Here is a 25,496-nt window from a genome sequence, read left to right as displayed (position 1 = left end):
GTCCTGTTCGGTTTCCATGAAGTTGAATCGGCTTCAGCTTCGCGCGGAGCTTTATTTCCTGCTCAGCGTGATGCCGAACGCCGAGCCAGGCTCGCCCGCGAAGACGACCGTTCCGCCCGCCGGCAGCGCGACGGAGGTCGTGCCGATGGCGACGCTGCTGCCTGCGGGGAGGCCAGCGGCGTCATACACGGTGAATCCGCCTGCGGCCGGCAGCTTCACCGTCATCGTCTTGCCCGCTGCCGCAGCGGGAATCGTGAACCATCTGGCATGGCCGTCCTGCTTCACCGTCACGGCCGACTGCTTGCCCGGATGCAGCGGCTTGACCGCATCCTCGCTGATATAGCGGATTCCGGCCGATTCCAGGTATTCGGCGCCGGCCTGGCGGTAGAAGCGGTAGGCGGCCAGATCGCGGCCGCCCATGGCGGGAATCTGCAGCCGGCTTGCGGCGCTGTTCGGGCCGGTGATCTGCTTGTCGTTCGCATACCCGCCGAACTCGACGACGCGCCGGATGTCCTGCTTCGGGTTCAGCAGGTAGAGCATCGACGTGTATTTTTCATTGAGCGGGTAGTAGGTCTTGCCTTCCCGTTTCGCCCAGGCCGAGGCCGTCTCCCGGGGAAGCGGATTGCTGGCGAGCTTCTGCATCGTATAGTGGGACAGCGCGGTCTGTCCGAGTCCCGGCACCGAAATGTACTGGCGGACCCAGACATAGGTCTGGCCGTTCGTTTCCTTCACGAGCTCGATCTTGACGGTTCCGGCTTCGTCCATGAACGTTCCGTCTGCCGTATACATATATTTCTCCGCGGGATATTCCGGCGCGTTAGGCAGCGTGACGGACATGCCGTCGCCCTTCAGCTCGACCTTCGCCAGCTGTCCGGACATGCCGTAGTAGCCGGCGAGCTTCTTCATGCCGGCCGGCAGAGGGGCCGGCGCCGGCTTGCCGAACGATTTGTCCGGCTTGATGTCTGGGATTTCTCCTTTTTCCTTCAGCGCCTCCAAAAGAATCTGGTTCGCCAGCAGCTGGGCGGTCGAGCTGCTTCCGCCCGAGGACAGGACGGCCGCCGCCATGTCCTGCTCCGGCAGGACGACGAGCGACGCATGGTAGAACATCGTGTCGCCGCCCTTGGTCAGCGCCTGGATGCCGTAATCGCCGAACGGATACAGGCGGACGCTGTCCCAGCCGAGGCCGTAGTCGATGCTGTTGTCCGCTTCTTCGGGCCACAGCCCCCTCTTGTATTCGGGCTGCTCCATGGCCTCCGCCGCCTCGGCCGAGAGGATGCCCTGCTCCTCGTCCGTAAACAGCTGCGAGAACCGCGCCAGGTCCTCCGCCGTGGAATAGATGCCGCCTGCGCCGAAGATGTTGACCGTCTCATTCGGCAGCTGCCGCGCCATCGCCGGGAAGTACAGTCCCGCCATCCGGGCGGGATCGACCCCGTCCGCAGGCGTCTTCGTATGCTCCATGCCGAGCGGATCGGTGAAATGCTGGTGCACGAAGGCGGTGAAGGCGATGCCGCTCACGCGCTCCACGAGCAGCTCCGCGAGCGTGAAGCCGTCGTTGCAATAGACGGAGAAGGCGCCGGGATCGGCTTTCAGGCTTTGCTCGGCCAGCTGCTGCAGCAATGTATCGTGGGCGTAGGAGTCCGGATCCTCGAACAGAAACACGTTGTTCAGGCTCGAGCCCGGCAGTCCGGAGGAATGGTTCAGCAGCATGCGCGGGGTGATCTGCTTATGCCGCTCGTCCTTCATCGTGAAGTCGGGCATGTACTGGACGAGCGGGACATCCAGGTCGATCTTCCCCTCGTCGACCAGCTTCATGACGGCTGCTGCGGCGAACATCTTGCTGACCGAGCCGATGCCGTACATCGTGTCCGCGGCCAGCGGAATTTTCCCTTGCTCGTCGTTCTTGCCGTTCTGGCCGGAGACGACGATGCTCCCCTCGTCGATGAGCGCGTACTGGACGCTGACCGTGCCGTACTGCTCGGTGAGCAGCCTTGCCTTGTCCGCGGCGATCCGCTCCAGTCCTTGTCCTTGGGCGGGAGCGGCCCCTTGCGGGGCGGACGGAGCCGCGGAGACGGGCAGCACGGGAGTCGCGACGAGCGCGGCGGCCAGCATCCAGGCGATCCTTTTTTTCATTGAAAATTCCCTCCTTTTGTAAGGCGATCCATCTTTCGTACGCCTGAAGCGCCGGCAAAGTTCAAGATCGGCGATAAAAAGGAGTTTGGTCGCAGCTTCTAGGCTCCTTCTAGGACCTGCCGGCTAGTACAGGTCCGAAGCAGCCCTCGCCCCGAGGCGGGGGCTCGAGCCGGCCCTCCGCCGGGGCGGGGTCCCGGTGTCAGCCCTCCGCCGGCATGCCGCCGCCGTAGCGCCGGACATACTGCGCCAGCACGCGCAGCGGCCAGATGTAGCGGCTGCTGCCGTAGTGCAGGTATACATGCCCCGGCAAGCCGCCGCCGGCGGGATAGCGTCCGCGCCAGTCGTCCGCCTCGAGCAGCGCGCACAGGCAGGCGATGCCGCGCTCGACCGCCTCCCGCGGCGCATGCGGATGGGCGAGCAGCCCCTCCAGCGCCCAGGCGGTCTGGCAAGGCGTGCTGGCGCCGAGCGGCACATACTTGCCCTCGACGTCGCTGGCGCAGGACTCGCCCCAGCCGCCGTCGCCGTTCTGCACGGAGAGCAGCCATTGCATGCCGCGGTACAGGGCGGACGCCGAGCGGGGCGCCTTGACGGCGAGCAGGCCGGCCAGCGCCGCGCCGGTGCCGTGCACGCGGCAGATGCCCCAGCGTCCGGCCCAGCTGCCGTCGCGGTCCTGCTGCGAGACGATCCATGCGCAGGCCCGGCGCACGGCGGCAGCGGCGGCGGCCGTTTCCGCATCGTCGTCCTCCGCCTGCAGCGCGGCGGCGAGCCAGCCCGGCAGCGGGGCGGAGGCCAGCGCCGCCCACTGGAGCGTGCGCGCGGTCAGGTCGACGGTCGGCGGATCGGTTACGATCTGCGCGCTTTGCTCGAACTGGATCAGCCCGATGAGCGGGCTGCCCGACTCGCGCTCGAACGCCGGCCAGCCGCCGCTGCGGTTTTGCAGCGCCCAGGCCCAGCGGCTGCCGCGCTCCTGCGCGGCCTCGCTCCAGTACGGAGCGCCGCCGCTCTTGCCTGCCGCCCGCTGCAGCAGCAGCAGCGCCGCCGTCGTATCGTCGACATCGGGATAGCGCGTGTTGACGGCGCTGAAGCCCCAGCCGCCCGGCTTGACGCCGGGAACGCGGCGCCGCCAGTCGCCGGCCTCGCTCTGCTGCCGGGCGGCGACCCAGCGGGCGGCCCGCTGGATCGCGTCCGCTTCGGGGGGCATGCCGCTTTCCAGGAGGGCATTGGCGATCATGGCCGTATCCCACAGCGCGGAGTCGGCGATCTGCAGATGCGCTCGCTCCGGCTGCGGCGCCGGGCCGGCCGCGGCATGCTCCGGAGGTGCCGATGCCGTTCCCGTGGCCGCCGCCGCCGCCGCGATTTCCACAGCCTCGGCCTCTTCCGGCTCCTGCCAGACGAGCGAGCGGACGCCGTCCAGCGCGCGCCGGATCGTCTCGTCGCCGGGATCGTAGCCGATCGACAGCAGCGCCGCGACCATGAGCATCGTGGCGGTCGAGTACGTGAGCAGCGTGCCGTTCGGCTCGATCCGCTCCAGCAGGTAGCGCTCGGCGCGCTCCAGCGAGGCCGGGTAGAGCGGCGTGTGGCCGTCCGCCATCGCCTGCAGCATGCCGGCGAGCGGCTCGGGCAGCAGCGTCGGCAGCGAAAAGCCGCGGTCCTCGCCGGCGATCAGCTCCGTCAGCTGCGGCAGCCGGCCCTCGCCGAGGCGGAACGAGCCGGAGCTGAGCATGAGCACCGGCACGAGATGGGCGCGCGCGTGGCCGGACAGGTCGAACAGCGACAGCGGCAGCCAGGAGGGGGCGAGCAGCGCCTCGACCGGCAGCCGCAGCTCCTTGGGCCACGGCAGCTGGCCCGTCATCGCCAGCAGCACCTGCGTCATCATCGCCCGCACGCGGGTCAGGCCGCCCCGCTCGAGAATGAAGCGGCGGGCGTGGACGAGCGCGGGATCGCCGTATTCCAGCGCGCCGCTCGCGAGCAGCGCGTAATACGCCTCCACGCTCGACTCCAGATGGCCTTCGCGCTGATCGGCATGCAGCCGCCAGCCGCCGTCCTCGTGCTGCAGCGAGGCGATGCGCGCGGCGATGCGGCGGATCAGCTCCTCGTCCTGCGGCGGGCGTCCGAGCGCCTGCAGCAGGATGAGCAGGTAGGCGTCGCTCATGACGCCGCTTTCGCATATCATTCTCCAGGCGCCGTCGCCGCTCTGGCTGCGGAGCAGCTCCTGCTGCAGCCTCGAGATGGCGGCCGAGGCGAGGCGGGCCGGGTCGGACATGGCGTTCAGGCCTCCTTTCAAGATCGGATCGTTCCGGCTGCAAGGGCATGGGCATGCGTCCAGAGCAAACGCCCGAACCGGGCATATGCTGGACTATTCAAGGCAAAAGGAGTGAAGCATCCATGTCATATGCTGCAGGAGCCGGGGCAGGCTGGACCAGCACGAGCGTCATCCTCGTCCTTTTCATTCTTCTCGTCATCATCAGCCGCATCTTCCTGGTGTAGCGCCTCGGGGCTGAAGCCCGGCGCGCCGCATCCCGCCAGCCAAAGGGCTGCGCATCTTCCGCGACCTGCATGCAGGTCGCGGAAGGGCGCAGCCCTTTTTCATGCCGGACGCCGGCGGACAGGCGGGGCGCCGGGCTCAGCCGGCGGGCTTGGCGAAAAACTTCTTGAGCGCGTCGTACACCTCGCTCTTGTCGCGGATGACGGAGAACAGGAATTTTTTGTCCTGGATATGCTTGTAGGCGGACATGAGCGTGCTGCTGCGGTTGTACTGGTTCACCTCGCCGTAGCCGAACAGGTTCGAGCGCTTCATCAGCTCGTCGATCAGCTTGACGCATTTCTCGTTGTCGGAGGTCAGGTTGTCGCCATCGGAAAAGTGGAACGGGTAGATGTTCCAGTTCGCGGTCGGATAGCGGCTGTCGATGATGTCGAGCGCCTTCTGATAGGCGGACGAGCAGATCGTGCCGCCGCTCTCGCCGCGCGTGAAGAACTCGTCCTCGGTCACCTCCTTCGCCTCGGTATGGTGGGCGACGAAGACGATCTCCACATGCTCGTACTTGCGCCGCAGGAACTTCGTCATCCAGAAGAAGAAGCTGCGCGCGCAATATTTCTCGAACGAGCCCATCGATCCGCTCGTGTCCATGAGCGCCAGCACGACCGCGTTGGAGTGGGGCTTCATGACCTCCTGCCACGTCTTGTAGCGAAGGTCCTCGGGCGTGATGCCGCCGATGCCCTTGCGTCCGCTGCCCGCGTTGCGGCGCAGGTTCTCAAGCAGCGTCCGCTTCTTGTCGATGTTGCTCATGATGCCCTTCTTGCGGATATCCTGAAAGACGACGTCGGCCGCCTGCACGTTCTCCTTCTGCTTTTGCTCCAGCCGGGGGAGCTCCAGCTCCTCGAACAGCAGATCCTCCAGCTCATCCATCGTGACCTCGGTCTCGAAATAATCCTCGCCCGCCTGGTCGCCCGCGCCCTGGCCCTTGCCGGAGCCCTTGGCCGAGCTCGGATCGACGCCGAGCACGTCGCCGACCTGCGAGTCGCCGTCGCCTTGTCCGACATGCTGCTTCTTGTTGTAGTTGTACACGAACCGGTACTCGTCGATGCTCTTCACCGGCACCTTGACCGTCTCCCTGCCGTTCGACAGGATGATGCTCTCGTCGCTGACGATGTCCTTGAGGTTTTTCTTGATGGCCTCGCGGACCTTCTGCTGATGCCGGGTCTGGTCCTGATAGCCCTTGCGGTGCAGGGACCAGTCCTCGCGCGAGACGATGAACAACGGTTCCGTCATGCCGCTCACCCCGCTTCGTTCGATATTCAGAGTCCGCCGGACCTGTTCTCCAAGTATATTCAGATGGAGGACGATCATGACGGAGCGCCGGGCGGCGCGGACGGGACCGGCGCCGGCGGGTTGTGCTATACTACGGTAGAATCCGTTCCTTCCGGGACGACAGAAGAGGTGAGTCCAACCGATGTTTCCCCGCTACGTCGCCTTCGGCGCCCTTTACGCTCTTGCGGGCGTCGCTCTCGGCGCTTTCGGCGCCCATGGGCTGGAGGCTCATGTGGAGCCGGACCGGCTCGAGATTTTTGAAACGGGCGTGCGCTATCAGATGTACCATGCGATCGGCCTCATCCTGCTCGCCTTCGCCGCGAGCAAGCTCGGCGACCGGAGGCCGCTCCGCCTCGCCGGCCGCCTCATGCAGGCCGGCATCTGGATCTTCTCCGGCAGCCTGTACGTCCTCGTCCTGAGCGGCGTCACCTGGCTCGGCGCGATTACGCCGATCGGAGGCGTCTGCTTCATCGCCGCCTGGGGGATCGCCGCCTGGAGCGCCTGGAGGGCGAGGGGAGAAGGCTGATCTGCCGCATCGGCCCTCATGCTTTAAAAAAGAAGACCTTGCCTCGGACAAGCATCGAGGCAAGGTCTTTTGAGTTGGGAAAAGGTTCGGGCCGCCAGCCGCCAGCCGGCGGCTACAGCAGGAAGTCGTCGATCTCGCCGATGCCGAACGTGTACACCTGCTTCTCGTCGACATGGTAGACGGTCAGCAGCGAGGACGGCTCGTCCCAGCGCAAGATCCGGCAAGGCACGCTCAGCCGCACGCCTTTGCCGCGGTTGATGCTGAGCCGTACGAGGCGTCCGTCATCGACGCAGCGCCGGATCAGATCGAGCGCGAGATCGCGCAGGCCGTCGGCAGGCTGGCCCGGGGTCGGGACGGGCGCGGCCGGGACGGTCGCGGCGCCGGATGCGGCAGGGGCGTCGGTGTCGGGCAGGAGCGAGAAGCCGATGAGGGTTCCTTTGCCGATCCGGTAGCGGTCGAGCCCCGCCTCGTCGAGGCGCTGCCTGAGCAGCGCCTCGGCCGCATCGCGGGTGCTTGCCTCGACGACCAGATCGGTCTGGAAAGAATAGGTATGGAGTCCTTTTCCATTCTTGATAGCCATAGTTCCTCCGTACTTGATTGAGATAGTTCATTAACTATATCATTGGAATTGTTGAACATATAGTCCTATTTTTCTCGGCATTTCAAGGCTCTCTTTGAATATGGTAGGATGGGTGAATGGACGTTTTTTCTCGCTCCATGCCGGGATGTACGGCAGCGACATTTCCGCCGAGGCGGTTAAGGAAGAGGTGGATCATGGGCCAATCGATCATGGAACGGCTTCGCGGCCAGACCGCGGAGGAGCACGAGCGCATGGAGGAGAACCGGTATGCTCGGGCGATCATGGAAGGCACGCTGGATGCGGCGGGCTATCGCCGCTATCTGGAGCTGTTCTACGGCTTCATCCAGCCGGCGGAGGAGCGGATCTATCCCGATGCGGAGCTGGAGTCGCTCGGCCTCGAGGCGGCCGTTCGGCAAAAGGCGCCGCTGCTTGAAAGCGATCTCGAGAAGCTGGGGTTGTCGAGGGAGGAGCTCGGCGCCATTCCGCGCTGCGCGGAGCTGCCCGACTTGTCCGATCCGGCGCGCAAGCTCGGCTATCTGTACGTCCTGGAGGGCTCCACTCTCGGCGGACAGATCATTTCCCGCAAGCTGGCGGCCAGCCTCGGGCTGGACGAGGACCGGGGACTCGCTTATTTCCGCGCCTACGGAGACGACACCCGCAGCCGCTGGCTGGAGATGAGGAGCATCATCGAGCAGGGAGCGGCGGGACGCGAGGAAGAGACGATCGCCGCCGCCAAGGAGACGTTCGCCCTGCTGGAGCGCTGGGTCGCCGCCTCCGCCTGACGGACGCCGCGCGTTCCGCGAATCCAACCGCCGAGGAGGAGAATTCCCATCAAGAAGGAACGAGCAAGCATGGAGGAGGGGACGCTGGACCGGACTCTTCTGGACGAGGGAGAGTACGAGCACGGTGCGCAGATCGACCTGACGAACTGCGACAAGGAGCCGATCCATATTCCCGGCAGCATCCAGCCCCACGGGGCGCTGCTGGCGGTGACGCGGGACGAGCGGCCGCTCATCGTGCAGGCGAGCCGCAGCACGCTGGAGCTGTTCGGCTATCCGGCGGAGGAGCTGATCGGGCAGCCTCTCGAGCGCCTCGTCGGCCAGGACAAGGCGGAGCAGATCGCAAGCACGGATCCGGACGCGACGATGACGGCGGACCTCCATTATGTCGCCGTCCCGGTCTCGCGCGCCGACGGCAGCCGGATGACGTTCACCGGCATCGTCCATGTGAGCGAAGGGCTGCTCATCCTGGAGCTGGAGCCGTGCGAGGAGGAGCTCGGCCCTTCGCTTCACGATTTCCAGTGGATCAATACGTTCTTTTCCCGGATCAAGCAGGCGTCGAGCCGGATCGAGGCGAGCCAGGCGGCAGCCGAGCAGGTCAAGGAGATGCTCGGCTACGACCGCGTCATGATCTACGAGTTCGATGCGGACTGGAACGGCAAGGTCATTGCCGAAGCCAAGGAAGAAGGGCTGGAGCCGTTCCTCGGCCATCACTATCCGGCCTCCGACATTCCGAAGCAGGCGCGCGCGCTGTACTTGCGCAACTGGCTGCGGACGATCGTCGACGTCCGGTACGAGCCCTCGGCCATCGTGCCGACGGTGCAGCCGCTCACCGGCAAGCCGCTCAACCTCAGCCTGTCCTCCCTGCGCAGCGTGTCTCCGCTCCATATCGAATACTTGGGCAACATGGGCGTCGCGGCGACGACGACGATCTCGCTCATCCACGACGGCGAGCTGTGGGGCCTCATCACCTGCCACCACTATTCGCCCAAGTACGTTCCGCATCGGGTGCGGAGCCTGTGCAACTTTCTCGGCGCGTTTTTCTCGAACGAGCTGTACCAGCGCCAGCAGCTGGAGGAGTACGAGCGGACGCTGAGCACCCGCTCCGCCGCGTCCCGGCTCACCGGCCTGTTCGCGGGCGGCAATGCGCTGCGGACGATGCAGAAGGTGGAGCAGAGCCAGCGGCAGCTGCTCGAGCTGCTCGGAGCGAGCGGCGCCGCCGTCTGCTTCCGCGACAAGCTGCAGCTGTTCGGCAGGACGCCGACGGCCTCGCAGGTGCGCGAGCTGGCCGGATGGATGGGAGCGCAGTCGGCCGACTACGCGTACCATACGTCCAGGCTCGGCCAGGAATACGCTCCCGCCGCCGCTTATGCGGACAAGGCGGCGGGAGCGGTGTTCCTCGCGCTGTCGCCCGGCCTGCAGCATTACATCCTCTGGTTCCGTCCGGAGCAGGTGGAGGTCGTCGAGTGGGCGGGAGATCCGGCCAAGGCGGTCATCCAGGCCGATGACGGCTTGCGGCTCTCTCCGCGCAAGTCCTTCGAAAAATGGCGAGAGGTCATCAAGGGCAAGTCGGAGCCGTGGAAGGAATCGGAGCTGAGCGCGCTGCAGGAGCTGAAGTCGATCGTACAGCGCGAGACGGAGCATCAGCTCGTGCAGGCCGAGGAGCAGGCGCTGCAGAACGCCCGCGTGCTTCGCGACAACGAGAACCGCTATCTGCAGCTGATGGAGTACTCTCCGGTTCCGTTCCTGACCGTCACGGGCGGGCGCGTCGTATACGCCAACGGCCAGGCGGCGGAGCTGCTCGGCTGCAAGTCGGCCCGGGAGCTGGAAGGGGCCGGATTCCTCGACTTCTTCGACGAGCAGGGACGAGGCGAGCTCGGGGCGCGGCTGGACAGCCTGGGCGAGAACGTCGCCCTTTTGGACTCGTATCGGGGGACGTTCCTGCCCAAGGGGAGCGGTCCGGTCGAGCTGGATCTGACGCTGGCCTCCGTCATCCACGGCGGAGAGCCGTCCGCGATGGTCATCGCCAAGGAAGTCAAGGCGGAGCCCGAGCAAAAGGAGAATTTCTCCCATATCGCGAGCCAGCTGGAAAGCTATGTGACGAGCGATTCGCTCACCGACCTGCCGAGCCGGCTTACGTTCGAGCGGGATCTGGAAGCCGACTGGGACGAGCCGGAGCGGACCGGCGAGCCGCTGTCGCTGCTGCTCGTCGACATCGACGATTTCCGGTCGTACAACGCGCTGCACGGCTTCCGCGGCGGCGACTTGTGCCTGCAGTGGGTCGCTGACGCTCTCGGCGTCATCTCCAAGCAGCATGGAGCTTATTTGGCCAGAATCACGGGCGATACGTTCGTGCTGAAGCTGCGCGAAGACGAGGAGGCCGCGGCGCGTCTGGCGGAGGAGATCCGCAGCAGCGTGCTGTCGCTGCAGATTCCGCGCGACGGCGCGAGCGGCGGCTTCATCTCCGTCGGCACGGGCGCGGCGACGGCGCGGCCGGCCGACGGCCAAGCCTCCGCGCAGCTGCTGCAGGCGGCGCAGGAGGCGCTGCGGCAGGCGAAGGCCGCCGGCACGGGCCGCGGCGCGAGCGCCTCGCCGCAGTAGGCCGCGGCCGCGATCCGGCAGCGGCGCGCGTTCGCAGCGCGCGGCAGCCAGAGGCTGTGGCGGCGTCGGAGCTGATCGCCGCCGGCGATAGAGTGAAACGAGCGGGGAAGTCCAAGGCGGGCCGACTCGTCGAATCCAAGGCATAAATGTGCCTTGGATTGCCGGACGCAGGCCGACTCGTCGAATCCAAGGCATAAATGTGCCTTGGATTGCCGGACGCAGGCCGACTCGTCGAATCCAAGGCATAAATGTGCCTTGGATTGCGGACCGCCGGCCGACTCGTCGAATCCAAGGCACAAATGTGCCCTGGATTGCGGACCGCCGGCCGACTCGTCGGATCCAAGGCATAAATGTGCCTTGGATTGCGGACCGCCGGCCGACTCGTCGAATCCAAGGCATAAATGTGCCTTGGGATTCAACCCTCGTGACACCGTCACAAGCAGCGCGCAAAAGGCCCAATAGCACGAATAGCGCGAATAGCGCCAAACAGGCGCAAAAGCAAAAAAACCGCCGGCCTCCCAAGCAATCGCTGGGAGGCCGGCGGCCTTTCGCGTCCAGCTTCAGCCTTCGCCGAAGCCGAAGTAACGAGCGGCGTTGCCGTAGGAGATGTCGCGCACGAGCGCGCCGAGCGTCTCGGCGTCGTCCGGCGCTTCGCCGCGGGCGGCGTACTCGCCGAGCAGCTCGCACAGCACGCGCCGGAAGTATTCGTGCCGCGTGTAGGAGAGGAAGCTGCGCGAGTCGGTCAGCATGCCGACAAAGCGGCCGAGCAGGCCGTGGTCGGCGAGCAGCGTCAGCTGGCGGCGCATCCCTTCGCGCGTATCGTTGTACCACCAGCCGGAGCCGAGCTGCATCTTGCCGGGCACGTCCTTCTGGAAGCAGCCCATGAGCGCGAGCAGCGCCGGATAATCGTTCGGATTGAGCGAGTAGAGGATCGTCCGCGGCAGGCCGCTCGACGTCTCGGCCCGGTCGAGCAGCCGGGACAGCGCGGCGGCCAGCGGCCCGTCCTGGATCGCGTCGAAGCCGGTGTCCGGGCCGAAGCGGCGGCCCATCGGGGTGTTGTTGTTGCGGCTGGCATGGATATGCAGCTGCATCGTCCAGCCCTGAGCCTCGTACATGGCGATCAGCTCGAGCAGCAGCGCCGTCCGGTAGGCGGTCTTCTCCGACTCTTCCAGCTGCTCGTCGCGGATGCCTTTGGCGAAGATCCGCTCCAGCTCCTCCGGCCCCGCCTCGCCATAGGCGAGCGTATCGAGCGCATGATCCGACAGCCGGCAGCCCTGCTCATGGAAAAAGCCGACCCGCGCCCGCAGCGCCTGCACCAGCTCCGCATAGCTGCCGACCGCCGCTCCCGACGCCTGCTCCAGCCGTCCGATCCACGAGGCGAAGCCCTCGGCATGGATGTTCAGCGCCTTGTCCGGACGGAAGGTCGGATAGACGGAGAACTCGCTCTCCTCCTCGCGCAGCAGGCGATGAAACTCGAGGCTGTCGGCGGGATCGTCGGTCGTGCAGATGACGCGCACCTGCGAGCGCTTGATCAGGCTGCGCCGGCGGAACGCATCGGTGGCCAGCAGAGCGTTCGCGCGCTCCCAGATATCCGGGGCGGTCCGCTCGCTGAGCAGCTCGTCGATGCCGAAAAAGCGCCGCAGCTCCAGATGCGTCCAGCTGTAGAGCGGATTGCCGACGGCGAGCGGAAGCGTGCGCGCCCAGGCGAGGAACTTGTCGTAGTCCGGCGCGTCGCCGGTGATGAGCTCCTCGGGGATGCCGTTCGCGCGCATCAGCCGCCACTTGTAGTGGTCGCCGGCGAGCCAGGCTTCGGTCAGGCTGCGGAACGGCTTGTCTTCGTAGATCTCTTTCGGATCGAGATGGCAGTGGTAGTCGATGATCGGCTGGCCTGCGGCATGATCGTGGTACAGGCGGCGCGCGGTGCCGGTCGTCAGCAGGAAGTCGTCGTTCAGAAAGCTCATCGCAATATCGCTCCTTGTCGATTGAGGATCGGCGTGCCTGCAGCGTCACGCCGGTATTGAAGGGGGACGTTCCGGGACGGTCTCGGAAGGCGTTCCGTGTTTCGGTTCCGATTTCGCACACGTTAACATCTTGCTGCAAAAAGCGGACGCTACCGCAGGTCCGCCACGCTGTCCCTCGCCATCAGCTCGGTCTTCACCAGCAGCTGGGACGCCGCGAGCGACGGATCGCGCATGAGCGCCAGCAGCTGCTCCGCTCCGAGCCGGGCGATCTCCGCCACGGGACGGCCGACGGTCGTCAGCGCCGGGCTGGCATAACGCGCATAGGGGATGTCGTCGAACCCGATCAGCGACATCCCGGAGGGAATCGCGACGCCCTGGGCATAACAGGCGTTCATCGCGCCGATCGCCATGTCGTCGTTGGAGCAGATGACGACGCTTGGGCGCTCCTCCAGCTCCAGCAGGCGGAGCATGGCGGCATGGCCGCTTTCGGGGCCGTAGTCGCCCTGGACGAAGCATTCCTCGCACAGCGGCAGGCCGTGGCGGATGAGCCCGTCGATGTAGCCGGCCCGGCGCTGCGCGGTCGAGCGGAAGCCGCTTCGTCCCTCGATCAGCGCGAAGCGGCGATGGCCTCTGGCGGCCGCGTAGGCGACCGCTGCGGCGACGCCGTCCCGGTCGCTGGCCGACACCGTCGCGACGCTGGGATCGTCCAGCTGGCGGTTGAGCACGACGAGCGGCAGCGACGCCTGCCGGACATGGTAGATGAAGCCGTTGTCCGCGTCGCTCTGGCTCATCAGCAGGATGCCGTCGTAGCGCTGCGGCGTGACGGAGTCGTAATGCTCCATCATGTCGAGGCCGGCTACGGACAGCAGGTAGTCCTCGCCGATCTGCTGGCGGATGCCTCGGAGCGCCTCGGCGAGGAAGCTGGCCGACGTGCCTTGCGCGATGCTGGAGAAGAACAGGCCGATCGTGTACGTCCTGCGCTGGACGAGGCTCTTGGCGCTGAAGTTCGGCGCGTAGTTCATGTCGGCGGCGATGCGGGCGATGCGCTCGCGCGTCTCGCGCTTGATCTGCGGGCTGCCGCCGAGCGCCCGCGAGACGGTCGTGTGGGAGACTCCGGCCGCGCGGGCGATGTCCTTGATGGTGACCATGCTGTCGTCGTCCTTCCTTTCCCGCCGCCGGCTCGATTCCGTCCTTCGTGCATTTGGCGACGCCTTCATTGTAGGCCCGGCCCGCGAGCCCGTCAAGGACCGGAAAGCGTTTTCCGCACACGTTTTAAAAATATTGGCAGATCATGGAATGCGAATTATAATAGGGCAAGAACGCTGAAGAGGGGCTCATATCGCCATGACCATCCGGTTCCGCCAAGGCAAGACCTTCTACCGCATCTTCCTGCCGATCCTCGTGCTGGGTGTCGCGCTTGCTTCCGGGCTCGGCAGCTATATTTACATGACGACGACCCATTCGGTCATCGACCGGCTGGCCGCGGGCAAGCTGAGCTTCGTCTCCCAATCCAAAAATACGCTCGAGCAAAGCATACGCACGATTGAATACGCTTTCACAACCTACAGCACGACGAGCTCCTTCCGGGAGGCCGTCTCGCAGCCGATCAGCGAGCAGTCGTTCCAGGAGTTCCGGAGCGTCAACTCGCAGCTGAACTACATCGCCACGATGGGGATGGACGGCGCCGAGTATACGCTCATCAGCCTCCAGCAGCGCTGGCAGATCGCCAGCGGCAAGCTGACCCAGCTCTCGGACGAGGAGCTCCGGCGGCTGCAGGACGACTACATCGGCGGCCGCAGGACGGGCTTGTTCTGGATGCCGACGCAGGACGGCCTGCGGCTGGTCCATACGCTTCCGGCCTTCTCGATCGCCAAGACCGCCGTCGCGCTGTCGGACCTGCCGAAGGCGAGCCTCGACCGGATGCTGGCGACGCGCGAGGACTCGCCGCTGCTCATCCTCAACAGCGAGGGGACGCCGCTGTACGAGCCGCGTCCGCTCGGACTGGACGCCGCCGCGGTCCGCCTGCTGGCCGGGGAAGCCGCCAAGGGGACATCCGGCGTCGTGACGCTGACGGACAGCTCCGGGCGAAGGACCCAGGCGGCTTACGTCCGCTCGGACTACAACAGCTGGGTATACGCGACGCCGCTGCGTCCGCAGGAGACGGCCCAGGCGCTTCGCCCCGCTTTGTACGGCCTCATCCTGATGGGAGCGCTCATCGCCGGCCTGATCGTCGTCGTCGCTTATTTCATCGCCTACTACTTCGCCAACTCGATCCGCCGCATCCAGGTCCGCCTGCCGAGATCCGCCGGAGCGCAGGCCGCCGACGCGCCGGCCAAGGACGAGATCGACTGGATCGTCCGCTCGATCGACCATCTGCTCGTCGAGAAGCAGAGCCTGGAGAGCCTGCTCGAGACGGAGCTGCCCAAGCTGGAGACGCAGCTGCTGCTGAACCTGTTCCGCGGCCGCATGGAGGCGGACGAGCTCGCTCACCAGCTCCGCCGGTTCGGCTACCGCCTGTCGCCCGAATGCCGCTATGCGGTCATGCTGATCCAGCTTGACAGCTACGGCTCGCGAGGCGCGGCTGACAAGGACATGCTGCTGCTTGCGGCCAGCCGTCTCGTGGAGGAGCTCGTGCCGCGCGAGCGAAGGCTGCTGCCGATCGTGCTCAATGAAGGCACGCAGGCGACGGTGTTCACGTTCGACGGCTGGACCGACGAGGAGATCCAGCGCTGCCTGCAGCAGGCGGCCAAGCAGGCGATCGTCGGCGCGCGCGAGCGTCTCGGCGTCTCGATCAGCGTCGGCTTCAGCCGGATCTACCGGGATCTTGCCGGCGGCAGCAGGGAAGCCGTCGAGATGGGCAAGCAGGCGCTCCATCAGCGGCTGCATCTCGGCAAGGAATCGATCATCTTTTACGAGGATGTGGCGGAGGTCGTCTCCGGTCCGGTGCTGCTCCGCTATCCGGCGCAGCTGGAAAACATCCTGTTCGACGCGATCCGCCTCGGCGACGAGCAGGCGGCCGCGGCCGCGCTGTATCCGTTCCTCGCCGAGTGGATGAAGACGAGCAAGAACTCGACCGACTTCGAGGTGATGCTCGTCCGGTTCGTGCACGACCTGATCCAGCTGGAGCAGCTGCTCGGCATCCAGGTGCTGCTGGCGCCGGACAACGAGTCGCTCTACCAGCGCGTGCTGCAGATCCGCAATCCGGAGGAGATCGAGCGGATCCTGATGGAGGGCGCGGTGCTGCCGATGGCCCGCTCGATGAAGCAGAAGACGAACGAGCAGTTCCGCTCGCTGTCGGACCGGATCGCCGCGATCGTGCGCAGCGAGTACGACCGGGAGCTGTCGCTGGAGTCGATCGCGGACCGGCTGCACTACAATCCGAACTACTTGAGCAGCATTTTCCGCAAGGAATACGGCATCACGTTCAGCGAGTTCCTCATGAACTACCGGCTCGAGACGGCGAAAAAATGGCTGGCCGAAACGGAGCTGCCCGTCAAGGAGATCGCGGAGCGGCTGCAGTACCAGAATCCGCAGAACTTCATCCGCTCCTTCCGCAAGAAGGAGAACATGACCCCGGGCGCCTACCGCAAGGAGCGCCGCGGAGCGTGAGCCTCAAGCGGCGCCGCCCTGCGGGCCGCCGGCCGCGCCCGCAAAAAAAGCGAGGAGGGAGCCCGCCCAGGCAGGCTCTCTCCTCGCTTTTCTCATCCCTTGACCGCCCCGAGCAGCGCTCCCTTCACGAAATGCCGCTGCACGAATGGATAGGCGAGCAGCATCGGCAGCGTGGCGACGACGATGACGGCCATCTTGATCGTCTGGGCGGGAGGGACGACGTCGACGGAGCCGCTTTCGGCCTGCATGCCGCTCGAGACGATGACGATCTGCCGCAGCAGCACCTGGATCGGCCAGCGGACGGAGTCGGTGATGTAGAGGATCGCGGTCATGTAGGTGTTCCAGTAGGCGACGGCATAAAAAAGCGAGATCGTCGCCACCGAGGGCAGCGCCAGCGGCAGCATGATCTTGAAGAAGATGCCGAGGTCGTTGGAGCCGTCGATCTTGGCCGATTCCTCCAGGCTGTCCGGGATCGCCTGGAAGAAGTTCCGCATGATGATGAGGTTGAACGCGTTGACCGCGACCGGCACGATCATCGAGGCATAGGAGTTGATCAGGCCGAATTCCTTGACGACGAGGAACGTCGGGATCATGCCTCCGCTGAACAGCATCGAGAAGACGACGATGAAGTTGATCGCTCCGCGGCCGCCGAGATAGCGGCGCGACAGGCCGTACGCCATGAGCGCCGTCAGCGCCATGCTGACGATCGTGCCGGCCGCCGTCACGCCGAGCGAGACGCCGAGTCCTTTGAACAGCGTCGGCGTGGAGAGGATGTAGCGGTAGGCGTCGAGCGAGAACGTCGTCGGGAACAGGATGAAGCGCCTCGAGACGACCTCGGATGTCGAGGCGAACGAGCTGGCGATGACATGGATGAACGGCAGCACGCAGACGAGCGCGGCCGCACCCAGAAAGCTGTAGTTGAACACATCGAACAGCCGGCTTCCGGGAGCGGGACGGTGGGATCGGTTCATGCGAATTCCTCCTTGGAGATGGTCCATGCTCCGACTGTATCAAGGGAACGGAGTTCCGCCTATAATCACCAGGCGCGGATCTGCGATGCCGTCCGGAAGCGCCGCCGCGCGGCGGCCGCCGCTGCGATGATCCTCAGCTGATTCCATGCGCTCCGTCTCAGCTCCATGACCGGAAAAGCCCGCAGCGGCAAGGAAAAGGCCACGATGATCAGCAAATGATTATAGGCGGAATGGCGGGCGCGGGCTATGCTGGAAACAGATTTGACAGCGCTTGCGAGGGGGCAATGATTCATGAAGGATTCCTTGGCGGCACCGGCGAGCCGCTCGCCCGGAGCCGCTCTGAAAAGCAGGGCCGCGCATCGATGGAAGGGATGGCGGCGAGACAAGCTCCTCTATCTGATGATTCTCCCCGGCTTCCTTTATTTCGTCGCATTCAAGTATTTGCCCATGGGGGGGCTGATCATCGCCTTCAAGGACTATCAGCCCTTCCTCGGCCTCGGCGGCAGCCCGTGGGTCGGACTGAAGCATTTCGAGCGGTTGTTCGCCGAGCCGACGTTCCTGATGCTGCTGCGCAACACGATCGTGCTGTTCCTGATGGACGTGCTGCTCGTGTTTCCGCTGCCGATCCTGTTCGCGCTGCTGCTGAACGAGGCGCGGGCGAGGCGGTTCCGGAACGCCGTCCAGACGCTGCTCTATTTGCCCCACTTCATGTCCTGGGTCATCATCGTCTCCATCTGCTACGTGTTCCTGTCGGTCGACGGAGGCGTCGTCAACGAGGCGCTCGCCAGCGTCGGGCTGCCCCGGATCGACTTCCTCACCTCGCCGGAATGGCTCCGCTTCATGTACATCGGCCAGATCATCTGGAAGGAGCTCGGCTGGTCGACGATCATTTTCATCGCGGCGATCTCCGCCGTCGATCCGCAGCTGTACGAGGCGGCGGACATGGACGGCGCGAGCCGGCTGCGCAAGATGTGGCATGTGACGCTGCCGGCCATCCGTCCGGTCATCATCACGCTGCTGATCCTCAAGATCGGCCATACGCTCGACCTCGGGTTCGAGCATATGTATCTGCTGCTCAACTCCATCAACCGCGAGGTGGCGGAGATCTTCGATACTTACATCTATACGGCGGGGCTGAAGAACGGACAGCTCAGCTACAGCACGACGATCGGCCTGTTCAAGGGGCTGGTCGGCCTGGCGCTCGTCATGCTGGCCAACCGGCTGGCGAAGAAGATGGGCGAGGACGGAGTCTATTGAATCAACCACATGAAGAAAAGGGGCGAGCGACATGGAAACCAAACGAATGAAGCAGGCTGGGCTGACGCTGCTCGGATGCGCGCTGCTGCTGTCGGCATGCAGCGGCAATGGGGCGGGAGGACAAGCGGAAGGCAAGGGCAGCGCAGGAGCGAATGCCGGAGCGGCAGGGACGGGCGGCGCGGCCGAGCCGGCCGAGCCGGTGTCGATCACCTGGCTGAACGTGCTGCATACCGCCTCGCCTCCGACCGGCACGGTCGTGAAGAAGATCGAGGAAGCGACGAATACGAAGCTCAGCTTCTCCTGGATCCCGGACGCTTCCAAGGAAGAGCGGATCAATACGTCGCTCGCGTCGGGCTCGCTGGCCGATATCGTGACGCTGACGATTCTGGACAATTCCTCGGTGCGCAGCGCGCTCAAGTCCGGCATGTTCTGGGAGGTCGGGCCTTATCTGGACGAGTTCCCGAATTTGAAAGGCATCTCCGCCGATACCCGAAAGTCCGCCTCGATCGAGGGCAAGCTGTATGGCGTGCCGCTGCAGAAGGCGCTCGCCCGCAACGGCGTCATCATCCGCAAGGACTGGCTCGACAAGCTCGGCCTGCCGCTGCCGAAGACGACCGACGAGCTGCTGCAGGCCGCCAAGGCGTTCACCGAGCAGGATCCCGACGGCAACGGCATGGACGACACGACCGGATTTACGGACCGCAGCGATCTCGTTTACGGCGCGTTCAAGACGCTCGGCTCCTATTTCGGCACGCCGAACGTATGGAAAGTGGAGAACGGCAAGGCGACCCCGGAATTCGAGACGGAAGGCTACCTGAACACGATGAACTACATGAAGCAGCTCTATGACGGCGGCTACATCAATCAGGACTTCGCCGTGACAGCCAAGACGGACCAGCAGCAGAAGCTGGCGCAGGGCAAGGCCGGCATCTACGTCGGAGCGCTGTTCGACAGCAAGAACCTGCTGAACATGGCCAAGGGCGTGCAGGACGGCATGGAGCTCGCGATGGTGAACGACATTACGGCGCCAGGCCAGCCCCGCGCGCTGTGGAGCGCGAACAACGGCATCGGCGGACTGCTGGCCTTCCCTCGATCGGAAGTGAAGGACGAGGCGGAGCTGAAGCGGGTGCTGAAGTTCGTCGACGATCTGATGAGCGAGGACATCTACGCGCTCACGACCTACGGCATCGAGGGCGTCCACTATTCGGTCGATGCCGACAAGGCGGCGACGATCACGAACCAGGATCTGTGGCAGCAGGAGGTGCAGCCGCTCGCCGGCTCTCGGCCGAAGGACTACGATTACGCCATCCATGACGCCGACAAGCTCAAGCAGGAGGCCGACCGGCTGATCGCCGAGAACGCGGATTACGCCGTGCTGAACCCGTTCTATTCGCTGGAATCCCAGACCTGGTCGACGCAGGGCTCCGAGCTGCAGAAGATCATCACGGACGCGACGTACAAGTTCATCCTCGGCAAGATCGACGAGGCGCAGTTCAAGGCGGAGGTCGAGAAGTGGAGGAAGTCCGGCGGCCAGTCGATCATCGAGGAATACGAAGCGGCCTACAAGCAGGCGGGGCATTGACATGAGGGAGACGACCTGGGCGGTCCGGACGGCCGAGACGATCCTGCAGCGGACGCCGCTGCTGAGCCGCGACAAGGGTTATGGAGGCAAGTGGTCGTACGATTACGGCGTCGTGCTGCAGGGCTTCCTGCAGCTCTGGAAGACGACGGGGGAGAGCCGCTGGCTCGACTTCATCCGCACGAACCTCGACGAGTTCGTCGCGGAGGACGGCAGCATCCGCAGCTACCGTCTGGACGAGTTCAACATCGACCATATCAACAACGGCAAGCTGCTGTTCGACCTGCATCGCGAGACCGGGGAGGAGAAATACCGGCTCGCCGCCGGCAGGCTGCGCGAGCAGCTGCGCCGCCACCCCCGCACGGCGGAAGGCGCGTTCTGGCACAAGCAGATCTATCCTTATCAGATCTGGCTGGACGGCCTGTACATGGGAGCGCCCTTTTACCTGCGATACCTGCTCGAATACGAGGGCGGGGAAGGGCTGGACGACGTGACCCGCCAGTTCCTCCTCAGCGAGCGCCGCACCCGGGACGAGAAGAGCGGCCTGCTCTATCATGCCTGGGACGAAAAGCGCGAGCAGCCGTGGGCGGATCCCGTCACCGGGCAGTCGCCGAGCTTCTGGTCGCGCTCGATGGGCTGGTATGCGATGGCGCTCGCGGACGTGCTGGAGCTGCTGCCGGAATCCCACCGCGATCGCGGAGAGCTGATCCGCATCCTGAAGGACCTGCTGCAGGCGCTGCGCCGCGTCCAGGACCCGGCCTCCGGCGTCTGGTTCCAGGTGCCGGATCAGCCCGGCCGCAAAGGCAATTATCTGGAGGCGTCGGCTTCGTCGATGATCGCGTTCGCGCTGGCCAAAGGACTTCGCCTCGGCGTGCTGCCGGAAGAGTGGCGGCCGATGCTACATCAAGCGTTCGCCGGCATCGTGGCGGAGTTCGTGCTCGAGACGAAGGAGGGCTGGATCAACCTGAACAAGGTATGCCAGGTCGCTGGCCTCGGCGGCGCCGACAAGCGGGACGGAACCTACGCGTACTACATCAGCGAGCCGATCGTGGCCAATGATCAGAAAGGCTTGGGCGCGTTCCTCCAGGCCTGCGTGGAATATGAATGGAAGCTGCTGCAGGGAGTGCCGCCGTTGCAGGCGGGGCAGGCGGCCCAGACGCCAGGCGGGCCTGCCTGACGGCGGCACCATCCCTCCCCTGGCTCGCATACGATAGGGAAGCGAGCTTGGGAGGAGGTAGGGGAACGATGATGCAACTGGTTCCGATCCCGCTCGGGGACGGAATGACGGCGCTCGGCGTCGAGGTCAAGCTGCCCAAGACGACGCTGCTCGCCGTGACGACGGACAAAGGCTACATCATGTGCGGTGCGCTCGACGTAGCTCTGTTCGACAGCAATCCGAAGCTCAAGGAGCGGGGCGTGCTGGCCGCGCGGGCCGTCGGCGTGCGCACCTTGCAGGAGCTGCTGGACGCGCCGCTGGAGTCGGTCACGGAAGCGGCGCAAGCGGCAGGCCTGTCGGTCGGCATGACCGGCATCGACGCGGTGCGCAGGCTGGCTTCGCTTTAAGCGGGCCGAAGAAATGAAAAAAGGCATCGCGTTTTCCGAAATGGAAAGCGCGATGCCTTTTTTGCTCAGCCTTGCTTCAGCTTTTCGAACAGCTTTTTCAGGCTGTCGCCGTACGGCGGGCGGATGACGCCCTTCTCGGTGATGATGGCCGTGACGTACTCGGCCGGCGTCACGTCGAACGCCGGATTGAACACCTTGACGCCCTGCGGCGCGGTGCGCTTGCCGAAGCCCTCGGTCACTTCCTCCGCGTGGCGCTCCTCGATCGGGATCTCGGCGCCGGTCGGCGTGCCCATGTCGATCGTCGACAGCGGGCAGGCGACGTAGAACGGGATGCCGTGCGCCTTGGCCAGAACAGCCACGCTGTAAGTGCCGATCTTGTTGGCGACGTCGCCGTTCGCCGCGACGCGGTCGGTGCCGACGATGACGGCGTCGATCCAGCCCTTGCCCATGACCATGCCGGCCATGTTGTCGCAGATGAGCGTCACGTCGACGCCGGCCTGCTGCAGCTCGAACGCCGTCAGGCGCGCGCCCTGCAGCACGGGGCGGGTCTCGTCGGCGAAGACGCGCAGGTTCATGCCCTGCTCCTTGGCCAGATAGAACGGCGCGAGCGCCGTGCCGTACTTGGCCGTGGCGAGGCCGCCGGCGTTGCAGTGGGTCAGCACGCCCATGCCGTCCTTCATCAGCTCGAGCGCATGCTCGCCGATGCGGCGGTTCGTCGCTTCGTCCTCGCTCTGGATGAGGATCGCCTCGTCCAGCAGCGCCTGCTTGGCCTCGTCCAGCGGCACGAGCGCTTCGGCGAGGGCGGCGGCGCGGGCCTTCATCCGGTCGAGCGCCCAGAACAGGTTGACGGCCGTAGGACGGCTCGTCGCCAGGTAGGCGGCCGTTTCCTGGACGCGTCCGAGCCAGGCGCCGAGGCTGTCGTCCGGCGCTTCCTGGCCGGGCAGGCCGCTGCCGAGGACGACTCCGTAAGCGGCGGCGATGCCGATCGCGGGCGCTCCGCGCACCTTCATGTGGCGGATCGCTTCCCAGACGCCCTCGGCGTCGGTCAGCGGCAGATAGACGGTCTCCTCCGGCAGCAGCCGCTGGTCGAGCAGCTGCAGCTGGCTGCCGGCCCAGATCAGCGAGATGAGGCCGGGATACGTGCTGGCAGTAGTCATGTTGAATGTTCCTCCATTTCAAATCGCCATGCGGTCAGGCCGGCATGAGGCGGCGGCCGGTCAGCGCGCGGCTGCGGTGAGGGCGATGTCGATCGCCTGCTCGATCGAGCGGATCGAGCGGTTCTGGCGGATGAGCTCCTTGCCGATGGCGAGGGCGAGGCGCTTGGCGCGCTCGCGGACGGCGTCGTCGGGAATCGTGTCGAGGTCCGCGACATGGGCGAAGCCGACGACGCGGCGCACCATCTTGGCGCCGGCGAAGCCGATCGTATCCTGAAGCAGCCGCTCCATATACAGGTCCTGATAACCCGGAGCGTTGGAGAATACCGGGTCCTTGCCGTGCTCGTCCCACAGCGTGCGGAACTTGGCGCTGAACTGCGTCCACGTGCCGCGCACCGTCTCGAGCAGGAACTCGCGGTACTCCTTGCGGGACGGCTCGTCCGCGCTCCAATGCTCCTGGCCGGCGTAGTTCAGCAGCAAGTTGGCGATGACCGCGCCGATGTCGAAGCCCATCGGGCCGTAAAAGGCGAATTCCGGATCGATCACCTTGGTCGAGTCCGGCAGGGCGAAGATGCTGCCCGTATGCAGGTCGCCGTGCAGCAGCGCCTCGCCGCGCGTCAGGAACTTCTCGCGCAGCAGCGCGATCTCCGTGCGCAGGGCGCCGTCGGAGCGGAGGGCGGCCGCCTCGTCGGCGATGGCGTCCTCGTAGTTGTTGCGCTCATGCTCGCGGTACGGCTCGTCGAAGATGAGGTCCTCGGTGATCTGGCACAGCTCCACGTTGACGAACGCTTGCTGGCGCAGCTTCTTCTCCTGCTGGCTCATGCCGAGGTCGGAGGTGAAGAACAGCGTCTGCGCGAGGAACGTCGAGATGTCGCCCGCGAAGCGCGGGTAGACGGTCCGGTCCATCAGCCCCTTGCGCAGGATGACGTGGTCGCTCAAATCCTCCATGACGGTGATCGCCTGCTCGTGGTCCGTCAGGAACACCTGCGGCACGAGCTCGGGCGCGAGCGCATGCTGGATCTTGAGCGCCTCGCCCTCGATGCGGGCGCGGTCGATCGACAGCGGCCATGATTCTCCGAACACCTTTACATAAGGAAGGGCCTGCTTGATGATGAGGCCCTTGCCCGTCGCCGGCTCGGTGATGTGGAAGACGAGGTTGAGGTTGCCGTCGCCGATCTCGCGGCAGCTCAGCTCCGCTTCGGGAGAAAATACGTCCGGGAACGAGCGCGCCAGCTCGATCGCTTCGGCTTCGCTGTAGGGATGATAACCTGGCATGATGGTTGAACCGCCTTTCCTGCTCCATTTAATAAGGATTGTCCAATTATAGCCCATCTTTTTTCGACTTGAAATAGCGGGATTTGGTATAATGGCACGAGACATGGAAGGATAAGGAGCGTGAGGACCGTGACGAACGGGGAAGCAGCGGAGGCGCGGACAGCCGAGGCTGCGCTCATGGAAGGACCGGCCGCCCTCAAGGAGTGGGCCGCCACCGTGCGGGCGCTCGAGCAGGGCCGCCAGATCGTCGTGCTGCGCAAGGGCGGCATCGCCGAGGAGACGCGCCGCTTCCGGCTGGAGACGCCGGACTTCTATTTGATGCCCGCGTACGAGCATCAGCGCCGGGAGCTGCTCAAGCCGGAGGCGCAGAGCCTGCTGGACGAGGTGCTGGGCGAATGGGAGGGGCCGCAGGCGGGCGCGATCGCCATCTCGAGCCGCGCCCATGCGGCCGAGGACATCCTCGTGACCGATCCGGAGGCGCTGCTGCGCATCCGCGATCTGCATATCTGGACCGACGCGTTTGCCGAGGAGCGGCTGAAATGGAAAAAGCGCGAGCCGCTGCATGTGCTGCTGCTTCGGGTGTACCGGCTGGCGGAGCCGATCCGGCTGCCGATGGAGCCGGCGTTCACCGGCTGCAAGTCGTGGATCGCCGCCGGGCCGCCGATGGCAGGGGACGGCGCCGTGCCGGTGCTGGACGACGCCGAGTTCGCCCGGCGCAGCGACGAGATCCGCCGCCGGTTGGGAACAGCTGGCGAACATTGATTTATAACGAGTTTTATACTAAAATTATTATTGAGAATCAAATGAGAATGACCTTCCTCGCCGCGGATCCGGTCCGCGCGGGGACGATGCATGCGAATACCCGCTTGACCGCCAGCGGCGGCAAGTACTCATAGGTCGAAGGGAGCAAGGTTCATTATGGCAACGCAATTCACGATTGAAGGACTCAAGGCCGAGATCGAGGGCAAGGAAATTCTCAAGGGGCTCAGCCTGAGCATGAAGGGCGGAGAGATCCACGCGATCATGGGTCCGAACGGCACGGGCAAGAGCACGCTGGCCTCCGCGCTGATGGGACATCCGAAGTATGAGGTGACGGAGGGCTCCGCCGAGCTGAACGGCGAGGACCTGCTGGAGATGGGCGTCGACGAGCGCGCCCGCGCCGGCCTGTTCCTGGCGATGCAGTATCCGAGCGAGATCACCGGCGTGACGAACTCCGACTTCCTGCGCAGCGCGATCAACGCCCGCCGCGAGGAAGGCAACGAGATCAGCCTGATCAAGTTCATCCGCCAGATGGAAAGCAAGATGAAGGAGCTGGAGATGAACCCCGAGTTCGCCCACCGCTACCTCAACGAAGGCTTCTCCGGCGGCGAGAAGAAGCGCAACGAGATCCTGCAGATGATGCTGCTCGATCCGAAGGTCGTCATCCTCGACGAGATCGACTCCGGCCTCGACATCGACGCTCTCAAGATCGTCGCCCAAGGCGTCAACGCGATGCGCGCCGACGACCGCGCGTTCCTCATCATCACCCACTACCAGCGCCTGCTGAACTACGTCAAGCCTGACTTCGTGCACGTCATGATGCAAGGCCGCATCGTCAAGTCCGGCGGACCGGAGCTGGCGGAGCGCCTCGAGGCGGAGGGCTATGACTGGGTCAAGGCGGAGCTCGGCATCGTAGACGAAACCGTCGGCCAGGCTTAAGAGAG

Annotated in this window: 20 protein-coding genes; 11 read left to right on the top strand and 9 right to left on the bottom strand. The window is 65.3% G+C overall.

From position 1 onward, the window contains the following. Window positions 1-51 precede the first annotated feature (51 nt). A complete protein-coding gene (locus tag B8V81_RS06565; RefSeq protein WP_101808008.1) occupies window positions 52-2,130 on the bottom strand; it encodes a serine hydrolase domain-containing protein in 2,079 nt (692 codons plus the stop codon). A 199-nt stretch (window positions 2,131-2,329) separates the two neighbouring features. Further along, on the bottom strand, window positions 2,330-4,393 hold the full coding sequence (locus B8V81_RS06560) for a prenyltransferase/squalene oxidase repeat-containing protein (RefSeq protein WP_101808007.1): 2,064 nt from the start codon (window positions 4,391-4,393) through the stop codon (window positions 2,330-2,332). 122 nt (window positions 4,394-4,515) lie between these two features. Here B8V81_RS06560 and B8V81_RS06555 point away from each other — a divergent pair, with 122 nt between their 5' ends. Next, window positions 4,516-4,617, top strand: a complete 102-nt coding sequence (locus B8V81_RS06555) for a hypothetical protein (RefSeq protein WP_028599177.1) — start codon at window positions 4,516-4,518, stop codon at window positions 4,615-4,617. Between the two features lie 136 nt (window positions 4,618-4,753). Here the strand turns inward: B8V81_RS06555 and yhbH are convergent, their stop codons facing one another. Continuing rightward, window positions 4,754-5,899: a sporulation protein YhbH gene (yhbH, locus tag B8V81_RS06550; RefSeq protein ID WP_028599176.1), complete on the bottom strand. Its 1,146-nt coding sequence runs from the start codon at window positions 5,897-5,899 to the stop codon at window positions 4,754-4,756. A 181-nt stretch (window positions 5,900-6,080) separates the two neighbouring features. Between yhbH and B8V81_RS06545 the strand changes: the two genes are divergently transcribed. Continuing rightward, window positions 6,081-6,464 (top strand): DUF423 domain-containing protein, encoded by a 384-nt coding sequence (locus B8V81_RS06545; protein WP_028599175.1) that lies wholly within the window; start codon window positions 6,081-6,083, stop codon window positions 6,462-6,464. 112 nt (window positions 6,465-6,576) lie between these two features. Here the strand turns inward: B8V81_RS06545 and B8V81_RS06540 are convergent, their stop codons facing one another. Next, window positions 6,577-7,044: a hypothetical protein gene (locus tag B8V81_RS06540; protein WP_101808006.1), complete on the bottom strand. Its 468-nt coding sequence runs from the start codon at window positions 7,042-7,044 to the stop codon at window positions 6,577-6,579. 194 nt (window positions 7,045-7,238) lie between these two features. Between B8V81_RS06540 and B8V81_RS06535 the strand changes: the two genes are divergently transcribed. Then, complete coding sequence (locus B8V81_RS06535) at window positions 7,239-7,826, top strand: biliverdin-producing heme oxygenase (protein WP_180968387.1); 588 nt, start codon at window positions 7,239-7,241, stop codon at window positions 7,824-7,826. Window positions 7,827-7,895: 69 nt separating this feature from the next. After that, window positions 7,896-10,424, top strand: a complete 2,529-nt coding sequence (locus B8V81_RS06530) for a diguanylate cyclase domain-containing protein (protein WP_052333308.1) — start codon at window positions 7,896-7,898, stop codon at window positions 10,422-10,424. Between the two features lie 560 nt (window positions 10,425-10,984). On the opposite strand, the gene uxaC is transcribed toward B8V81_RS06530, so the two are convergent. Both uxaC and B8V81_RS06520 read right to left on the bottom strand, forming a co-directional pair. Next, on the bottom strand, window positions 10,985-12,385 hold the full coding sequence (uxaC, locus tag B8V81_RS06525) for a glucuronate isomerase (RefSeq protein ID WP_101808004.1): 1,401 nt from the start codon (window positions 12,383-12,385) through the stop codon (window positions 10,985-10,987). A gap of 149 nt (window positions 12,386-12,534) precedes the next feature. Continuing rightward, a complete protein-coding gene (locus B8V81_RS06520) occupies window positions 12,535-13,533 on the bottom strand; it encodes a LacI family DNA-binding transcriptional regulator (RefSeq protein ID WP_028599171.1) in 999 nt (332 codons plus the stop codon). A gap of 196 nt (window positions 13,534-13,729) precedes the next feature. Between B8V81_RS06520 and B8V81_RS06515 the strand changes: the two genes are divergently transcribed. Then, window positions 13,730-15,994: a helix-turn-helix domain-containing protein gene (locus B8V81_RS06515; RefSeq protein ID WP_101808003.1), complete on the top strand. Its 2,265-nt coding sequence runs from the start codon at window positions 13,730-13,732 to the stop codon at window positions 15,992-15,994. Window positions 15,995-16,086: 92 nt separating this feature from the next. Here B8V81_RS06515 and B8V81_RS06510 read toward each other — a convergent pair whose 3' ends face one another. Continuing rightward, complete coding sequence (locus tag B8V81_RS06510; protein WP_028599169.1) at window positions 16,087-16,965, bottom strand: carbohydrate ABC transporter permease; 879 nt, start codon at window positions 16,963-16,965, stop codon at window positions 16,087-16,089. A gap of 399 nt (window positions 16,966-17,364) precedes the next feature. Here B8V81_RS06510 and B8V81_RS06500 point away from each other — a divergent pair, with 399 nt between their 5' ends. From B8V81_RS06500 to B8V81_RS06485, 4 genes are all read left to right on the top strand, one after another. Beyond that, window positions 17,365-18,222: an ABC transporter permease gene (locus B8V81_RS06500; RefSeq protein ID WP_240479031.1), complete on the top strand. Its 858-nt coding sequence runs from the start codon at window positions 17,365-17,367 to the stop codon at window positions 18,220-18,222. Window positions 18,223-18,253: 31 nt separating this feature from the next. After that, window positions 18,254-19,804, top strand: coding sequence for an extracellular solute-binding protein (locus B8V81_RS06495; RefSeq protein ID WP_028599166.1), 1,551 nt, complete (start codon window positions 18,254-18,256; stop codon window positions 19,802-19,804). Window position 19,805: 1 nt separating this feature from the next. Then, window positions 19,806-20,978 carry a glycoside hydrolase family 88/105 protein gene (locus B8V81_RS06490; protein ID WP_052333307.1) on the top strand — a complete coding sequence of 391 codons (1,173 nt, stop codon included), beginning with the start codon at window positions 19,806-19,808 and terminating at the stop codon, window positions 20,976-20,978. Between the two features lie 68 nt (window positions 20,979-21,046). Beyond that, window positions 21,047-21,364 carry a YunC family protein gene (locus tag B8V81_RS06485; RefSeq protein ID WP_028599165.1) on the top strand — a complete coding sequence of 106 codons (318 nt, stop codon included), beginning with the start codon at window positions 21,047-21,049 and terminating at the stop codon, window positions 21,362-21,364. A 65-nt stretch (window positions 21,365-21,429) separates the two neighbouring features. Here B8V81_RS06485 and mtnA read toward each other — a convergent pair whose 3' ends face one another. Further along, window positions 21,430-22,521, bottom strand: coding sequence for an S-methyl-5-thioribose-1-phosphate isomerase (gene mtnA / locus B8V81_RS06480; RefSeq protein ID WP_101808002.1), 1,092 nt, complete (start codon window positions 22,519-22,521; stop codon window positions 21,430-21,432). Window positions 22,522-22,581: 60 nt separating this feature from the next. Further along, window positions 22,582-23,793 (bottom strand): S-methyl-5-thioribose kinase, encoded by a 1,212-nt coding sequence (mtnK, locus tag B8V81_RS06475; RefSeq protein WP_101808001.1) that lies wholly within the window; start codon window positions 23,791-23,793, stop codon window positions 22,582-22,584. Window positions 23,794-23,922: 129 nt separating this feature from the next. Between mtnK and B8V81_RS06470 the strand changes: the two genes are divergently transcribed. Further along, window positions 23,923-24,555: a DUF1802 family protein gene (locus B8V81_RS06470; RefSeq protein ID WP_228551637.1), complete on the top strand. Its 633-nt coding sequence runs from the start codon at window positions 23,923-23,925 to the stop codon at window positions 24,553-24,555. Window positions 24,556-24,711: 156 nt separating this feature from the next. After that, window positions 24,712-25,491, top strand: coding sequence for a Fe-S cluster assembly ATPase SufC (gene sufC, locus B8V81_RS06465; protein ID WP_028599161.1), 780 nt, complete (start codon window positions 24,712-24,714; stop codon window positions 25,489-25,491). The last annotated feature ends 5 nt before the right edge of the window (window positions 25,492-25,496 follow it).

This window comes from Paenibacillus pasadenensis, from assembly GCF_002864175.1.
Taxonomy (GTDB): Bacteria; Bacillota; Bacilli; order Paenibacillales; family Paenibacillaceae; genus Paenibacillus_O; species Paenibacillus_O pasadenensis.
Note: the sequence above shows the minus strand (reverse complement) of the source record. Positions and strands in the feature narration are given on the sequence as shown.

Excerpts from the sequence above, each read along its gene's own strand:
- B8V81_RS06565 (WP_101808008.1), bottom strand. The coding sequence starts at position 2,130 with ATGAAAAAAAGGATCGCCTGGATGCTGGCCGCCGCGCTCGTCGCGACT.
- B8V81_RS06560 (WP_101808007.1), bottom strand. The coding sequence starts at position 4,393 with ATGTCCGACCCGGCCCGCCTCGCCTCGGCCGCCATCTCGAGGCTGCAG.
- B8V81_RS06555 (WP_028599177.1), top strand. The coding sequence starts at position 4,516 with ATGTCATATGCTGCAGGAGCCGGGGCAGGCTGGACCAGCACGAGCGTC.
- yhbH (WP_028599176.1), bottom strand. The coding sequence starts at position 5,899 with ATGACGGAACCGTTGTTCATCGTCTCGCGCGAGGACTGGTCCCTGCAC.
- B8V81_RS06545 (WP_028599175.1), top strand. The coding sequence starts at position 6,081 with ATGTTTCCCCGCTACGTCGCCTTCGGCGCCCTTTACGCTCTTGCGGGC.
- B8V81_RS06540 (WP_101808006.1), bottom strand. The coding sequence starts at position 7,044 with ATGGCTATCAAGAATGGAAAAGGACTCCATACCTATTCTTTCCAGACC.
- B8V81_RS06535 (WP_180968387.1), top strand. The coding sequence starts at position 7,239 with ATGGGCCAATCGATCATGGAACGGCTTCGCGGCCAGACCGCGGAGGAG.
- B8V81_RS06530 (WP_052333308.1), top strand. The coding sequence starts at position 7,896 with ATGGAGGAGGGGACGCTGGACCGGACTCTTCTGGACGAGGGAGAGTAC.
- uxaC (WP_101808004.1), bottom strand. The coding sequence starts at position 12,385 with ATGAGCTTTCTGAACGACGACTTCCTGCTGACGACCGGCACCGCGCGC.
- B8V81_RS06520 (WP_028599171.1), bottom strand. The coding sequence starts at position 13,533 with ATGGTCACCATCAAGGACATCGCCCGCGCGGCCGGAGTCTCCCACACG.
- B8V81_RS06515 (WP_101808003.1), top strand. The coding sequence starts at position 13,730 with ATGACCATCCGGTTCCGCCAAGGCAAGACCTTCTACCGCATCTTCCTG.
- B8V81_RS06510 (WP_028599169.1), bottom strand. The coding sequence starts at position 16,965 with ATGAACCGATCCCACCGTCCCGCTCCCGGAAGCCGGCTGTTCGATGTG.
- B8V81_RS06500 (WP_240479031.1), top strand. The coding sequence starts at position 17,365 with ATGATTCTCCCCGGCTTCCTTTATTTCGTCGCATTCAAGTATTTGCCC.
- B8V81_RS06495 (WP_028599166.1), top strand. The coding sequence starts at position 18,254 with ATGGAAACCAAACGAATGAAGCAGGCTGGGCTGACGCTGCTCGGATGC.
- B8V81_RS06490 (WP_052333307.1), top strand. The coding sequence starts at position 19,806 with ATGAGGGAGACGACCTGGGCGGTCCGGACGGCCGAGACGATCCTGCAG.
- B8V81_RS06485 (WP_028599165.1), top strand. The coding sequence starts at position 21,047 with ATGATGCAACTGGTTCCGATCCCGCTCGGGGACGGAATGACGGCGCTC.
- mtnA (WP_101808002.1), bottom strand. The coding sequence starts at position 22,521 with ATGACTACTGCCAGCACGTATCCCGGCCTCATCTCGCTGATCTGGGCC.
- mtnK (WP_101808001.1), bottom strand. The coding sequence starts at position 23,793 with ATGCCAGGTTATCATCCCTACAGCGAAGCCGAAGCGATCGAGCTGGCG.
- sufC (WP_028599161.1), top strand. The coding sequence starts at position 24,712 with ATGGCAACGCAATTCACGATTGAAGGACTCAAGGCCGAGATCGAGGGC.